This window comes from Methanobrevibacter sp. TLL-48-HuF1, from assembly GCF_023617305.1.
Taxonomy (GTDB): domain Archaea; phylum Methanobacteriota; class Methanobacteria; order Methanobacteriales; family Methanobacteriaceae; genus Methanocatella; species Methanocatella intestini.
The window spans coordinates 863,825-880,123 of record NZ_CP081485.1 but is presented as its reverse complement, the minus strand read 5'-3'; the positions used below and the strand labels follow the sequence as shown (position 1 = coordinate 880,123).

The window sequence follows — 16,299 nt, the reverse complement described above, 5'->3', positions numbered from 1 at the left end:
ATTTTATAATAATATTATAAACTATTGTTATATAGGATTTTCCATTGGTTTTTAGAAAAACAGATTTAAAAAAATAAGAAATGAGGTAGTAAAATACCTCTAAGCTTTAACAGTAACTTTGTTTGAAGTTGCATATCCGTTATACATGGAGGTAATAATATATTCTCCGGCCATTAAACGGATATTTAATTTAGCATCACCATTAACATCAGTTACTTTGTTGTAGAATACACCATTGATGTTAAATGTTACATTTTGGTTAGCTAATTCTTTTCCTTGACCGTCAACAACTTTTGCAACAAATTCTTTAGATTCACTAAATGTTTTGTTTAAGTCATGTGCAGTTAAGGTAGGCAATACGGTAATGTTGTTTGAAACAAAGCAGTCTTTGTACATTGCGGTTATTATGTATGTTCCAGGGTTTAGGTTGATGTTTTGGGTAGCTATTCCTTCATCATTGGTTGTTTTTGTGTAGAATACTCCGTTGATGTTAAAGGTTACATTTTGCTTAGCTAATGGGTTTCCTTGTTCGTCAAGAGCCCTTACGCTATATTGTGTATCATTCTTGAAATATTTAACAATATTCTTATTCTGATCCATGTTTGGTTTTACAAGAATTGTGTTGGATATAGATTCGCCGGTTGCTGTGTTGGTACTTGTAATAATGTATTTTCCAGGGTTTAAGTTAATAGTTTGGGTAGCTATTCCTTTATCATTAGTGGTTTTTGTGTAGAATACTCCGTTTATGTTCATAGTTACGTTAGTGTCTTTTAATGCTTTTCCATTACTGTCTGTGAGTTTTGGATAGTATTGGGTTTTGTTTCTAAAGATTTTTTCAACATCTTCAGCAGTAATTGTTGGAATTACGGTTATTGTACTGTTTAAGGCAGCTCCATTGTAGTCATCATCTCCAGCATAAACTGCAGTTACGTTGTACTGTTTATTGGAAATTAATTTAATGTTCATAGATGCAATTCCATCTTTATTAGTGCTTTTATTGTAGGTTTTACCATTGACTGTAATGGAGACAGTAGCATTTACAATTGCAGCACCATTGTCTTTTAAAATGTAGCTTAATTTTCCACCATAGTAAATACTTGCATTTTGAAGAATTAAATCACTGTCTTTAGTGTCATTTGATGGAATGTCAGAATCAGGTATGGTATAATATGCACATGGTCTTGTTGAACTATTGGATTGGCTTATTGCACCATATCCTGGTCCAAGAGCAATCAATACATTTTGGCTTGGTTTAAATGTAGCATTTTTAAAGTTTACAGTAGCAGTTCCGTTTATTATTGGTACAATTTGGTAAATGTCTCCCGGTTTTATGCTGCTGTCAGTACCTTCTTTATTTAAGAAGAAAGTTACATTTCCAACACTTAAACATTTTGCTACTTCGCCGGTATCTTTTCTAATAAGGCTTATTTTGTATACTCCTTTTGATATTTTGGTCATTTCTCCAAATATCATATCTCTTTGACCCTCTTTCAATACTCCAGGTTCATAGTATGTACTTGGACAAAGCTGTTCAAATGAATATACATTGCTTCCAACATAAATGATTCCAGTGTCACCACCTTCATTTTGCTGTGCAAATACTCCTCTTGTTTTATGACCAACAAAAATATTGAAGTTAATTTCTTGTGCTTTGTAATTGTCTTCAAAACTTTTTTTAGTTTTATAAGTATCAAATACTCCGTAATTTCCATTTTCAAAAATGTAATTACCATTTATTTTCAAGCTGTCTACTGTACAATCGACGTATATTCCTGCTCCGTTATTTGCTCTTGCCTGAACGGAATTATCTCTGTTTGCCATTATTACATTGCTTATGATGTTTACATTGTTTGCAGAATTAACAACAATTCCTTTCCAATTATTTCCTACAATGTTATTGTTCATTATGTTGATATTCTTGTTATTTTCACCAACATAAATTCCGGAGTTTTTATTATTTTCAATATTATTGTCAGTTATAGTAATTTTATTACTATTTTCGATTAATATCCCATTTTTGGAATATTGGATATTGTTATTGTTAATTAAAATATTTGAAGCATCTTTTAAGTATATTCCAGGACCGTTGGATACTTGGTCTATAGTATTATTGGTTATTTGAATGTCTTTTGCACCTTCAATATAAACTGCATATGGGTCGACTTCTCCGTTTTTAGCAGCATTGTTTACAAAAGTAAATCCTGAAAGAACAGATCCTGATGCCTCTGGACTAAAGTAGAATATTCCAACACCATTTGATCCTTTAATATTACTTGGACATGTAGACATTGTTGTTCCTACATTACTAATGATATTTAATTTTTTATCTACAACAAAATGACAGTGTTCATAGTTTTTTCCAGTAATTTCTATAGTGTCACCATCTTTTGCATTATCTATTGCAGTTTGTATTGTTGGATTGTTCATTTGATTTTCTGCAGAACCATCAACAACATATTTAGTTCCTAGTACTTCATGTGTTTCTGCTTGGCTTATTACATCAGTACTGTTGTCTATATCTGCAGCACTAATGCCTTGTGCAAATGCAAATAACATGAAAACACTTATTAAAATTAATATTATTTTTTTATCCATATTATTTACCTCATATTTCACGATATGATTAATAATAAATATCATATCTATTGTTATTTAATTGTTGTCTTTTAAATATGAAGTTAATTAAAAAAATAAGAAAAGGAGGTATTAATACCTCTAAGCTTTAACAGTGACTTTATTGGAAGTTGCATAACCGTCATAAATGGAGGTTATGATATATTCTCCAGCCATTAATCTGATGGATAAACTGGCTATACCATTTGAATTAGTTGTTTTAGTGTAGAATACACCATTAATATTGAATGTTACATTTTGGTTTGCTAATGCTTTTCCCTGACCATCAAGAACAGTTGCATTGAAACTTTCAGGTCCTAAATAAACTTTGGTCAAGTCATTAGTTACTAATGTTGTTTTTACAGTAACATTGTTAGATACAAAACAGTTATCGTATTCAGAAGTTATGATGTATGTATTAGGACGTAAATTAATATTCAATGTTGCAATACCTTCTTTGTTTGTTTCTTTATGGTAAAATACTCCGTTAATGTTGAAATTAATTATTTTATTAGCTACTGGATTTCCATCACTATCTACTAATTTTGCATTAAATTGAGTTCCATTTTTAAAGTATTTTACAACATCCTGTGTTAAGATAATTGAATTTACTTTAACTTGATTAATAGTACTTGCATTTGGATTAACTTTGTCTCCAGCATATTTTGCAGTAATTGTGTAGGTTTTAGGTTGGAGTTTTAATTTCATAAATGCATTTCCGTTAGAATCTGTGGTTCTGATGTAATCTTTACCATTAATGTTAATTGTTATATTTGCATCAGCAATGCCATTGCCTTTTTTATCTTTTAATATGTATTTTAGTTCTCCGCCAAAGTATATGCTGTCTTTTTCTAAAGTTAAGGTAGTTTTTGCATTACTTTTTATTATAATATTTTTAATTTCCTGATCAACTTTGTTGAAGTAATAGCTGCCTATTATTTTATCGGTTCCATTATAAGTTAATTTTAAAGTATATTTGCCTTCATCGTAGTTTAACGGAATATCGATAATACCAAAATCATTAGTTTTAGTATTGATTGTATCTATAACTTCTTCATCAAATATAATGGATATTTTGACATTTTGATTAGGTAAAACAATTCCGTTTTCTCCAGTTAATTGCACTCTATAATAGGAACCAGATTCAACAGTTTTATTTGAAGCTCCAATAAATTTACTGTCTAAACTTGCAGGTAAAATAATATAATCTCCGGAGGTTTCATTTTCTATCCATGATTTGTCCATAAAGGTCAATACTTTAATACCTGTTTGATAAGTGTTATTTGCAATAGTTATAGTACCTACTGGAAGTAGTGCTCCATTTGCACTGCCAATTCTAACTGCCTGAATAGTGTATGGGGTGATTGGATTATCTTGGTCTAATGCGGTAAATTTATTGTTTGTAACTGTAATAGTTTCAATATTACTTGGTGATCCGTGTGCGGTATTACCCTGTTCAATGTAAAGACCAATATTATTAGCAGCTAATTTAAAAATGTTATCGGATACAATACTTGTTCCTGCTGCTTTTTTAAAGTCAATAGCTATTTTAATTATGTCTATGAATGTGTTGTTGGTAGTGTTAACATTTCCAACTCCACCGCCATAAAATACTCCGTACCAGTTATTTACAAAAGTATTGTTTCTTACATTTACATTTTGACCCCCGGAAGCTATTGATACTCCGTCAAGACATTGTGAACCAAAGAAATTGTTTTCAACTAAAATATTTGATCCGCCCATAATGTTTATAGCTTTAGTTCCGGTTTCTTTGTTTTTTCCAATAGATGAAATGTCTGTTGTTCCATTAAATCTACAGTTGCGGACTGTTATATTTCCAAGTGTTGCGGATAAATAAACTCCAGAATTTCCATTTAGGAAAGTACAGTTTTCAACAATAATATTTGCACCGTTACGGATTTCTATTCCACGACCATTCCATTTTGCAGTTTCATTGGTCATAATAAAATTTAAATTGTATATTTGAGTGCCATCAATTGTTCCGGTTTTACTATATATTTGGAATCCTTGAAGAGCATAAAATGTAGCATTGTTTCCTTGAACAATAATATTTTTGTCTACAACAATTCCATCTAAACTTGTAAAGTTATAAACTCCATTTTTAGTGAAATTAAGAGTATCTCCAGCACTTACATTTTCTTTAATGTATTTATTAAGTTCTGTGATATTTGTTTTTGGGTCTATATTGTGAATGGTTGTATTTTTAATATCATTATTTACTGGTTCTACAATTTCATTAGCTATTGCAGATTCATCTGCAGAAGTAGATATTATTGAAGTATCATTTTCATCTATTGCAGACACGTTAGATATTGATACTGCAACAATAAATCCAATTAATAATGATAAAATTATCTTATTAATTTTCATATCATTTCTCCATTTTAATTAATTTATATGATAACCTATTATTTTCGATGTATAAATATTTTTATTTCGAATAATTTTTGAAAAGTAGTTAATTAATTAAAATGAATGTTTTTAAAAAAAGAAAAATAGGTAGAGGTTATAAAACCTCTAGTTTAATGTAAAATTATGCTTTTAAAACAGTTACGTTGTTACCAACTTGGTATTCATCCCATATAGAAGTAATGATGTATTCTCCAGCCATTAATCTAATGGTTAAAGCAGCTTCACCTGTCTCATTGGTGACTTTGTTGTAAAATACACCGTTTATATTGAATGTTACATTTTGGTTAGCTAATGCTTTACCTTGACCGTCTAAAGTTTTTGCAACGAAAGTTTTGTTTTGACCATAAGTCATGTTTAAGTCGCTAGTTATTAAAGTTGGAAGTACAGTAACTTTGTTGGATATTTGGATACCGCCGTAAATGGTAGTAATAATGTAATCTTTAGGTAATAATTTAATACCTAATTTTGCAGTACCATTTTCATCAGTAGTTCTGGTGTAGAATACACCGTTGATGTTGAAAGTTACATTTATTCCTTTTCCAACAGCTTTTCCGTTAGCATCTAAAATAGTAGCTTCAAAGGAAGTACCGTTTTTGTAGTATAATGTAATATCTTTAGTAATGATGTTTGAGGTTACAGTAATAACATCTTTAGATGTGATAGTATCATTTCCAACTTTACAGGTTGCAGTAACTAAATAATCTTTAGGTTGGAGGTTAATACCCATACTTACAGTACCGTTTTCATTAGTTATTTTAGTGTAATCTCTTCCGTTTATGTTTAATGTAACAGTTACATTTTCAATAGGTTTACCATTTGCATCAGTTAAGGTGTAAATAAGTTTTCCGCCTTTAATGATGGTAGTATTTTTAATAGTTAAAGCGGTTTTACCAGCTACAGTTGCTTTTATTGTAGTTTTGGATGCACCATATAAGTATCCGTTGGTACTTGTGGTGGTTCCTGCATAAGCAATATCTAAAGTCCAGTTTCCGTTACCTAATCCTTCAACAGTAAATAAACCAAATGCATCAGTGGTAGTTTCAATAGTTTTGTTCATATTTCCGTTTTTAGCAGTAATAGTAACTTTTGCATTAGGAATAGTAATACCGTTTTTAGTAGCTAATTGCATAGTGATTGAGTCACCAACAGTTATTGCAGTAGTTGGTGCTTTTACTAAAGTGTCTAAAGTTGCAGGTCCAATAATGTAAGTATTGTTTTCACCTTTCCATGAATTGTCCATGAAAGTTACTGGAGTAATTCCTTCTTCATAAGTGTTGTTAGTAACAGTTATGGTTCCGATAGGGAGTAAAGGACCTCCTTTACTTTGAACATAGACTGCATCGATGGTGTAAGGGTTAGTATCGTTATAAGCTTCAAATATGTTGTTGGTAATAGTAATAGTTTCAATGGTACTTGGAGCACCGTGTGCGGTGTTACCTTGTTCTATGTAAATAGGAGTACAAGTTCCACTGAGTGTTGTGTTTTCATCTACTTTTACAGAATAATATCCGTTAATGAAAGTGTTGTTGTTTATTTTAGTTTCACCAGCAGCTTTAACAAGACCTAAATCATAGATTTTGTTGTTTATGAAAGTGTTACCTTCAACAACAACTCCTCTTACTCCTCCTCCGTAGAATACACCATACCAGTTATTTACGAAAGTATTGTTAATAAATTGGAAGTTGTTTTGAGCACCACTTGCAATAGATACTCCGTCAAGTAAATCTTTTCCAAAGTAATTGTTTATTAAAATGTGGTTGGATCCACCCATAATATTTATTCCTTTGGTACCTTTTTCTTTTTTACCAATGGTTTTTATATCAGTAGTTCCCATAAATGAACATCCGATAACTGTAATATTGGAACAGGTACCAGTGTATATTCCGGAATGACCGTTTTCGAAAGAACAGTTAATAATTTTAACATTATTAATGTTGATTAATTCAATTCCACGACCGTTAATTTTATTTTTTTGATTTATATTGAAGTTAATATTTTGGAAAGTTGTTCCATCAATGGATGTTAATTTACTATCAGCAGTAAATCCGTTATCACAGTCGATAGTAGCATTGTTTCCTTCAATAATCAAAGCATGTGGAATAGTTATAGCGTTAAGCACTTCAGATTTGTTAGCACTATGCCAGTTGTAAACAGCATCTTTAGTGAAGTTAATTGTATCTCCACTTTTTGAATTATCAATTATTTTTTGTACATCTGCAGCAGTAGCTGTTGAATTTACATTCCAAACAGTATTATTTGCAGCAGGTGCAGCAGGTTCACTTATTACACCACTCATATCAATGCTAGATATTTCTAAAGCTTCAACTTCAGCAGGAGCAGATACTGCATTAGTATCAACATCTTCTGCAGCTGAAACAGCGGAAAGTGAAATAGCAGCAATAAGAACGATTAATAAGGATACCAATATCTTATTGTTAATTTTCATCTTTATTTCTCTCCATAAAGTTATAAATTAGCTAATAACATCTAACGATAAAATAAGAAATGACTATCATTAAGGTATTATTAGTAATTTTAATTATGTTTTTATTTAGTATATAACAGTTTTTCTTTATTCTTTCAGCAATAGTTATTTTTATTATAAGTATTAGTTCATTTTTTTAATTATTTTATAAAAATTTTTCAGATTTTCATTTAATTTTTGAATAAAAAATATGTCATTTTTATAATATGGTGTAAAATTTAGATTACAATATTATGTAATAATTAAATTACATACTTATTTATAGTACCTGTCGATATAATCAAGTATGTAATTACAATTTTCATTCTGTAATTAGGTGAGTAGTTTAAAAAGGGGGTGAAAATATAGTTAAAAAAGTGTTTTTCATTTCAATTTTAATATTGTTCTTAGCAATAAATATTGTATCTGCTGAAGATGTTAATAATACTGCTGCTGATGTATCTAATTCATCTCAGACAGGAAATGAAGTATTGCATAATATAGAAATAGAGTATGTTCAATTAAATACTTCTGATGTGTCCGTATTTTCTAAAGGTGAATCTTATAATGCTACACTTATTTATGATGATGGAACTCCAGTTTTTAATAAAACAGTCATCTTTGATATTAATGGAGTCAAATACAATAAAGTAACTGATAATCATGGTGTTGCAAGTTTGGATATACGATTAAATCAGGGAACATATGTTATTTCTACTAGTTTTACAGATTCTTACGATAGAATTTTAACTCATTACAATTATGTTTATGTGTCTGATGTTAAAGGAACTATTATTCCAGAAGGATTGTCCAATATTGAAATTCAAAAAATCATTGATTCTGCAAATGCAGGGGAAAATATAATTTTTGCGGGTAAAAACTATGAAAATATATCATTAACAATATCTAAAAATCCGGTTAATATTTATAGTTCAGTTAAATCTACTTTAAATGGAAATTCTAAAAATCCAGTTTTCACAATTAAATCATCAAAAGCTGCAGGGACAGTTATTTATAACTTAATTGTTAAAGGTGGTTCTGAAGGAATTTTGTTAAAGGGAACTAATAATGTTACCATTCTTAATAATGATATAATTAATAGTAAGTGTGGCATTAGTGTAATTGATACAGATAAAGCAAATATTGTTGGAAATTTAATTTCTAATTCAAACAGTTTTGGTATTTATCTTAAAGATTCAACTAATACTGTTATCTACTCTAATTGTATTACTAAAGGAGGATATGGTATTTATTTTGATAAAGGTGTAGAATATACAACTGTTGAACATAATCAAATATCATACAACAAAGAATATGGAATAAATCTTCATGGATCAGGGCCTTACACAACCATAACGGATAATAATATTTCAAATAATTATAAGGGAATCAATATTGACTGTAAAGGAGATTCTGAGTTATATATTACCAACAATGCAATTCACAGTAATGATGTAGGTCTTAATGTTGGTGAAAATTATGTAAGATCTGGTGAAGACGGATTGATGGGTGTTGGATATAATTTTATTGGACTTAATAAGGAGTTTAATATTTTAGGCAGGGAAAATGATAATTATCCTGCTTTTAAAATGGGTCCTGTACTTACTGATGGAAGCAAAGAGTCATTTGTTAAAATCTGTAGTAGAATAAAAACCAAATTATTAGGTTTTAATGTTAAGCAAGTTGATAAAAGTTCTATACTTGTATCTGTAGATGAAAGAATTACTACTGCTATTCCGTGGAAAACTTCATTGAATGATGGAAAAAATTGGGGATACTCAATAATCAGTAATGGAAAAGGTCTTATACATGTCAATAATGGAAATGGTAATGTAAAATTTGGTTATTATGGCATATCTGGTCAGGAAACTTATAAACTGTCCGATTATGAGCAATATATTAAACCAACTTATCCTGTTCCTCCTGCTGATTTTAAACCTACAAATCCAGACAGTCCAGCAAATCCAAATACTGGCAGTCAGGGTAATGGAACTTCATCTAACACACAACAAGGTCAAGGTTCTGCAACTGCTTCTGGCAGTGGAGGATCTGGTGATGGTTCTTTAAGTGTGTCTGAAGCTAATTCTGCTTCAGCAGCATCTGCTCAAAGTTCTGCATCTGCAAGTGAATCTAGTGCTAGTGACAGTGCTTCTGCTTCCACATCTGCAAGTTCATCTCAGTCTGTTGCAAAAGTTATAGATATTGATGAGGAAGTTGTAAAGATTGCAGGAATAGGTATTTTAATATTACTGATAATAGCTGTCATTGCGTTGTATTATAGAAATGATATAAAATCAATGATTGAAAAGAAAAATGGCAAATAATCATTTTTCTTCTTTTTACTTTTTTTAAAAAACTTAACGATATGTTTATATATTCAGGTAGTAAATATTATTACTCATAATAAAGAGTTAATGAGCTGTTGAAATGTTAAGTTTGTTTGAGGGATATTTATTAATATTTGTTGCATTATTTGCAGTGAATATGGGTCTTTTTTTAGGAAATTTTAAAATTAATAATTCAAAGGCAATTCTTATTTCACTTTTATCAGGAATTTTATTGATTGGTGTTAACAGTATTTCAGGCTATTTTAAAGATAGTTTATCTTTTTTAGCAGGTAATTTCGGATATCTGTTTGTGGTAATGGCTGCTGTTTTATTTGTTTTAACATGGATTTATTTAAAAAAGGAGAATAATCTAAAAGAAGTTACTTTGATAACTGCTGTGTTATTTTACATATCTATATTATGTATTGATGCTCATATTGATGGATTTTCAATATTTAATAGCTTATTATTAACTTTATTTTTAGTTATAATAATGTTTGTAGTTTATCAGCTTTCTAAATTATTGTTTTATGCAAAAAGAGAGTATTCCCTTATTGTTGGGGAGTTTATGATTTTAGAATCAATTTTAATTTTTATTTTAGGATTAACTTACTGGTCTGTCAAAGGTTTGGACTATAATATGTTTAGTGCTTATCTGATTTTGACTCCTACTTATCAGCTGGTATATGTTATTATTTTAATGATTTTTATTTTGATTGTGGGATTGTATTATAATGATAAACAATTGAAAAAAAGATAGTGAGGTAATTTATGATAATTCAAGGAACTGAAACATTATCTTCATTTATTCATATAGTGTCTGAAAGCTTACTGACTCCGGTAATGATTTTGATTGTGGTCTTTTTAGTTGTTGTTATATTATGTATTGGCGGGCTTATTAATGAACGTATTTCAAGAAAACCAATCAGCTCTGAAGAATTGGAATGTTTAATAAGGAATGTTTCATTTTCACAGTCTCATAGCGAAATTGAAAAACATATAGAAGAAAGCAATTTATTTGATTTTCAAAAAAATGTACTTATTAAAATAGCTAATAATCATGATATCGGATGTGAAGCCAGAAAAGCATTAGCTAGTGAATTGATTTCAGCAGAAGAAACTAAATTAATTAAAAGTACTAATAAGACAGATGTTCTTGTAAGAGTAGGTCCTATTTTAGGTCTTTTAGGTACTTTAATTCCGTTAGGTCCTGGTTTGGCAGCATTAGGTTCAGGAGATATTGTTACATTAGCTGAAGCATTAACTGTTGCATTTGATACTACTGTTACTGGTCTGGTTATTGGAGCACTTGCTTATTTGGTATCTAAATTTAAAAAACAATGGTATGAATCAGATTTAATAGTTCTTGAAACTATTGCTGAAGCAGAATTGGAAACTTTAAATAAGAAGTGAGTATTATGCTTAGAAAAAGACGTAGAATTAGTGAATCTTTAGATGACGATCCGATGAGTGGTTTATCTAACTTGTCTGATGCAATGCTGGTTCTGGCACTTGGATTTTTAATTTTTGCTATTATGGCATTGTCTGCAAATCCGGAATTAATATCTCAAACACCTGCTACTCAGGATGTTTCCAGTGCTGATACTTTTGAACAGAATTACACTGATTCCGGGGGTATGGAAGATAGCGGATACAGTGAAGTGGGTAAAGTGTATGAAGATCCAACTACTGGTAAGTTAGTATTAGTATCGGGTTAAAATCACCTTTTTTTAATTTTTCTTTTTTATATTTGTTTTTTATTGTCGTAGTTTGATAAATATTTTTTATTTTTGTTTTCTTTTAATTTATTTTTTCTAAAGATTTATTTGATGTTTATCATATGATTTTAGGCTTTACAAAAATTGTTAGATATAACGAAGTTTATTTTTTTAGAATATTTTTATGAATCTTATGTTATATTTTGTATAAATACTAAAAAGGATGTATTTTTCATTATTTTTAATAAATAACTTTTATAAAATTTAATGCAATGTTTATAAGTAGTTTAATGTATAATTTTGTAAAAAAAGAGATTTTTCACGATATGAAATGAGTTTATCATGATTTATCATTATATATACATTTTGTCGGTAGATATATTTAAAGATTACTTTTTAAGCTAGATAACAAATCCTTTTTATATTAATTTACATACTTATAGTCATAATACTATGAATTAGAATTTAAGGGAGATTTTCATATGTATTATAAATTTTTTCCCTTTGGAAAAATTAAATATGAGGTTGATATTAATGAGTTCTTTTAAAAGTCCTGTAGATACAGCAAAAACTGTGTCTTCAATAGGTGGAACAAAAAGTTCCGCAAATGTTCTTAATGTAATATTGTTATCCTTCTTAGCAGGTGCATATATTGCATTTGGTGGATTGTTAGCTGAAGTTGCAAATGCAGGAATGCTTGCAGCAGGTTGTCCTCTCGGATTATCTAAATTTGTCTTTGGTGCAGTGTTCCCTGTTGGTTTGATGCTTGTTGTACTTGCAGGATCTGAATTGTTCACTGGTAATGTAATGTACATGGTTATGGGTGTTTTAGATGGTAAAGCATCTGTTGGTGGTCTTTGTAAAAACTGGGTTATCAGTTGGATTTTCAACTTTGTTGGTGCTTTATTTGTTGCTTATGTATTAGCATATATGAGCGGTATTGCTACTGATCCGGTAATTGCTGCAGGAGCTACTAAAGTTGCCGTTACAAAAGTCGGATTATCATGGGATGTAGCACTCATTAGAGGTATCGGTTGTAACTGGCTTGTTTGTTTAGCTGTATACTTAGCATTAGCATCTGATGATATCATCGGTAAAATCTTTGGTATATGGTTCCCAATTATGGCGTTCGTAACCATCGGATTCGAGCACAGTGTTGCAAACATGTTCTTTATTCCATTAGGTATGTTCTTAGGTGCTGAAGGTGTAAACTGGGCAACTATCTTTGGAAATCTTATTCCAGTAACTATTGGAAACATAATTGGTGCAGCAATATTTGTAGGTTGTATTTATTATATAACTTACCTTAAAGATGCAAGTTAGAGGTAGAACGGAATTAAAATAAATAAGAAGCTTCATGCTTCTTATTAATTTATATTAATTTAAATAAATTATTTGGAGATTATAAAATGGTTGAGATAAAATATGTCCCAACAATTTGTCCATACTGTGGTACTGGATGTGGACTTAACTTCGTTGTAAAGGATGATAAAATTGTAGGTGTCGAACCATATAAAAGACACCCAGTAAATGAAGGAAAAGTATGTCCAAAAGGTAACTTTGGGTATGAATTTATTAATAGGGAAGATAGATTAACAACTCCATTAATCAAAGAAAATGGAGAATTTAGGGAAGCTTCTTGGGATGAAGCTTTAGATTTAGTTGCTAATAAACTTAAAGAAGTATCTGATGATGATCCAAATAAAGTTGGATTCTATGCATGTGCTCGTTCACCAAACGAAAACATTTACATTACTCAAAAATTAGCTAGGGTAGCTTGTGGTACTCAAAACGTTGACCACTGTGCACGTATTTGTCACGGACCTACTGTAGCTGGTCTTGCTACCACCTTTGGTTCAGGTGCTATGACCAACGGATTCGACAGTATTAAAGAAGCAGACTACATATTCTGTATTGGTTCAAACAACATGGAAGCACACCCATTGTTTGGTCGTAAATTAATCCAAGCTCAAAAAAATGGTGCTAAATTAGTTGTTTTAGATCCAAGATACACTCCAACTGCTAAAATAGCTGATGAATATGTACAATTCAAAACAGGTACTGACGTAGCATTAATGAATGGTATGATTAAAGTTATTATTGATAATGGCTTACAAGATGACGAATTTATTAAAAACAGAACAAAAGGTTTCGATGAACTTAAAGAAACAGTACAAAAATACGACCTTGAAACTGTATCTGAAATCACTCACATTGCACCAGAAGTCATAGAAGAATTAGCTATTGAATATGCTAAAGCTGATAAAGCAGCTATTGTTTACTCATTAGGTATTACTGAACACTCTCACGGTGCAGATAACGTAATGTCTACTGCTAACTTAGCTATGTTAACCGGTAACATCGGAAGAGAAGGTACTGGTGTAAACCCATTAAGAGGACAAAACAACGTACAAGGTGCTTGTGATATGGGTGCATTACCTTCAGATTATGTAGGTTACAGAAAAGTAGCAGATCAAGAAACTACTGACTGGTTCAACGAATACTATGGAACAAACCTTCCTGCAAAACCAGGTTTAACCTTAGTGGAAATGATGAATGCAGCTCATGCTGGTGACTTAAAAGTATTATACATCCATGGAGAAGACCCAGTACTTTCTGATGCAGATATCAAACATACTAAAGAAGCATTAGCTAACTTAGACATGTTAATTGTTCAAGAATTATTCATGACTGATACTGCACAATGTGCTGATGTTGTTTTACCTGCAGCAGGTTGGGGTGAACAAGAAGGAACATTCACCAACGGTGAAAGAAGAGTACAATGTTTACACAAAGCTCAAGAACCACCTGAAGGCGCAATGTTAGATTGGAAAATTATGGAAGAAATCGCAGTTAGAATGGGAGTTCCAAGAGAAAAATTCCATTATGAATCTGCTGAAGAAATCTTTGAAGAAATCAGAGAATGTGCTCCAATCTTTGCTGGTATGAACCGTGAAAGATTAGACACCCCTGAAGCTCTTCACTGGCCATGTCCATCTGTTGATGACCCATGTCAACCATTAATGCACAAAGATAAATTTGCACATCCTGATGGATTAGGTATTTTCCAAGCATTAGAACACAGAGGTCCTGTAGAAGTTCCTGATGAAGAATATCCATTGTTATTAACTACTACTAGGGTTTTATTCCACTATCACGCAGCTATGACTAGAAGATGTAAAACTTTAGACAACGAAGTTAAAACTGGATTTATAGAAATCAATACAGAAGATGCTAAAGAATTAGGAATTCTCAATAATGAAATAGTTAAAGCTAGCTCCAGAAGAGGGGAAATTGAAATTCCTGCAAGAGTAACTGATGACATTAAGAAAGGTATTGTAAACATACCTATGCACTTTACTGAATGTGCAGCTAACATGTTAACTAACTCTGATTCTTTTGATCCAAAATGTAAAATGGTAGAGTTAAAAGCTTGTGCTATTAAAGTAGAAAAAATTGAGGAGTAGATTTAAATGGCTGTAAAAAATAGCGACATGTATTATGCATACTCTAACAACGAAGGTATTAAAGAAAAAGGTGAATACGGAGGAGTAGTTACAACTATCATGAAACATCTTTTAGAAAGCAATGTTGTTGATGGTATTGTAGCTGTAAAAGAAGGATTTGATTTGTATGACGCAGTTCCATGCCTTATAACTGATCCTGAAGAAGTTATTAAAACTGCAGGTTCAATTCACTGTGGTACTGTAAACTTAGCTAGTTTCATATACAAATACTTAGACGGTTGCAGAGATATGAAAATAGCAGTTACCTGTAAACCTTGTGACGCAATGTCTATAAGAGAATTAATGAAAAAGGGCAAAATCATCGAAGACAACGTCATAATGATTGGAGTAAACTGTGGTGGAACATTACCTCCTGTACCAACTATGCAAATGATTAGAGATGTTTATGAGTTAGATCCTAGTGACGTAATTAAAGAAGAAATCGCAAAAGGTAAACTCATTATGGAAACTGCAGAAGGGGAAAAAGGTTTCGGTATTGAAGATTTAGAAGAAGACGGTATGGGTAGAAGAGAAAACTGTCAAAGATGTGATTTAAAAATACCAAGTAACGCAGATTTAGCATTAGGTAACTGGGGAGTAATCGGTCCTTTAGCAGGAAAAGCTACTTTTGTTGAAGTATTCTCTGATAAAGGTGCAGATATTCTTAATGATGTGATTGAAGCTGATTTAATCGCTGTTGAAGAACCACTCGAAAAAGGAATTGCAATAAGAGACAAAATTAATAATTTCATGCTCTCTGCATCTGCAAAGAAAAAAGAAGCAGATTATGCAGGTACTTCTGGAGATATCATCGAAGTATTCAAAGAATATGAAGACGAATTCTCTAAATGTATGAAATGTTATGGTTGTCGTGAAGCATGTCCATTATGTTTCTGTGATGACTGCTGTCTTGAAGCTGAAGGTCCTGAATGGGTACCTGGCGGATACACTCCTGCAGCACCATTCTTCCACTTAACTCGTATGGTGCACATGGTAGATTCCTGTACTAACTGTGGTCAATGTACTGAAGTTTGTCCTTGTGAAATACCTGTAGCTAAAGTATGGAGTACAGTAAACAACAAAATCCGTGATGTATATGGATATCTCCCTGGATTTGATAACGGGGAACCAATTCCATTCACTGAACACAAACCAAAAGATAACTGGAAATAGAGTTTTTACTCTATTTACCTCTTTTTTTTAAAAAATGAGGATGTGACACGAAATCACATTTTTTT

Annotated in this window: 10 protein-coding genes; 7 read left to right on the top strand and 3 right to left on the bottom strand. The window is 31.1% G+C overall.

What is annotated here, in order from left to right:
- Positions 1–99: 99 nt before the first annotated feature.
- The 3 genes from K4897_RS04320 to K4897_RS04310 form a co-directional block, all read right to left on the bottom strand.
- Complete coding sequence (locus tag K4897_RS04320; protein ID WP_250416885.1) at positions 100–2,595, bottom strand: right-handed parallel beta-helix repeat-containing protein; 2,496 nt, start codon at positions 2,593–2,595, stop codon at positions 100–102.
- 120 nt (positions 2,596–2,715) lie between these two features.
- The gene (locus tag K4897_RS04315; RefSeq protein ID WP_019268077.1) at positions 2,716–5,004 is read right to left on the bottom strand and encodes a right-handed parallel beta-helix repeat-containing protein; all 2,289 of its coding nucleotides are present in this window, start codon (positions 5,002–5,004) and stop codon (positions 2,716–2,718) included.
- A gap of 163 nt (positions 5,005–5,167) precedes the next feature.
- Positions 5,168–7,492, bottom strand: a complete 2,325-nt coding sequence (locus K4897_RS04310) for a right-handed parallel beta-helix repeat-containing protein (protein WP_250416883.1) — start codon at positions 7,490–7,492, stop codon at positions 5,168–5,170.
- Between the two features lie 395 nt (positions 7,493–7,887).
- On the opposite strand from K4897_RS04310, the gene K4897_RS04305 reads away from it, so the two are divergent.
- The 7 genes from K4897_RS04305 to K4897_RS04275 all read left to right on the top strand — a co-directional run bounded on the left by K4897_RS04305 (position 7,888) and on the right by K4897_RS04275 (position 16,234).
- Positions 7,888–9,834: a nitrous oxide reductase family maturation protein NosD gene (locus K4897_RS04305; RefSeq protein WP_295870361.1), complete on the top strand. Its 1,947-nt coding sequence runs from the start codon at positions 7,888–7,890 to the stop codon at positions 9,832–9,834.
- A gap of 103 nt (positions 9,835–9,937) precedes the next feature.
- On the top strand, positions 9,938–10,597 hold the full coding sequence (locus K4897_RS04300; protein WP_019266529.1) for a hypothetical protein: 660 nt from the start codon (positions 9,938–9,940) through the stop codon (positions 10,595–10,597).
- Between the two features lie 11 nt (positions 10,598–10,608).
- Positions 10,609–11,250 carry a MotA/TolQ/ExbB proton channel family protein gene (locus K4897_RS04295; protein ID WP_019264621.1) on the top strand — a complete coding sequence of 214 codons (642 nt, stop codon included), beginning with the start codon at positions 10,609–10,611 and terminating at the stop codon, positions 11,248–11,250.
- Positions 11,251–11,255: 5 nt separating this feature from the next.
- Positions 11,256–11,555, top strand: a complete 300-nt coding sequence (locus K4897_RS04290; RefSeq protein WP_019264620.1) for a DUF2149 domain-containing protein — start codon at positions 11,256–11,258, stop codon at positions 11,553–11,555.
- Between the two features lie 534 nt (positions 11,556–12,089).
- Positions 12,090–12,878 carry a formate/nitrite transporter family protein gene (locus K4897_RS04285; RefSeq protein ID WP_301178397.1) on the top strand — a complete coding sequence of 263 codons (789 nt, stop codon included), beginning with the start codon at positions 12,090–12,092 and terminating at the stop codon, positions 12,876–12,878.
- A gap of 86 nt (positions 12,879–12,964) precedes the next feature.
- Positions 12,965–15,022 (top strand): formate dehydrogenase subunit alpha, encoded by a 2,058-nt coding sequence (gene fdhF / locus K4897_RS04280; protein ID WP_250416879.1) that lies wholly within the window; start codon positions 12,965–12,967, stop codon positions 15,020–15,022.
- Between the two features lie 6 nt (positions 15,023–15,028).
- Positions 15,029–16,234, top strand: a complete 1,206-nt coding sequence (locus tag K4897_RS04275) for a Coenzyme F420 hydrogenase/dehydrogenase, beta subunit C-terminal domain (RefSeq protein WP_004032501.1) — start codon at positions 15,029–15,031, stop codon at positions 16,232–16,234.
- Positions 16,235–16,299: the final 65 nt, after the last annotated feature.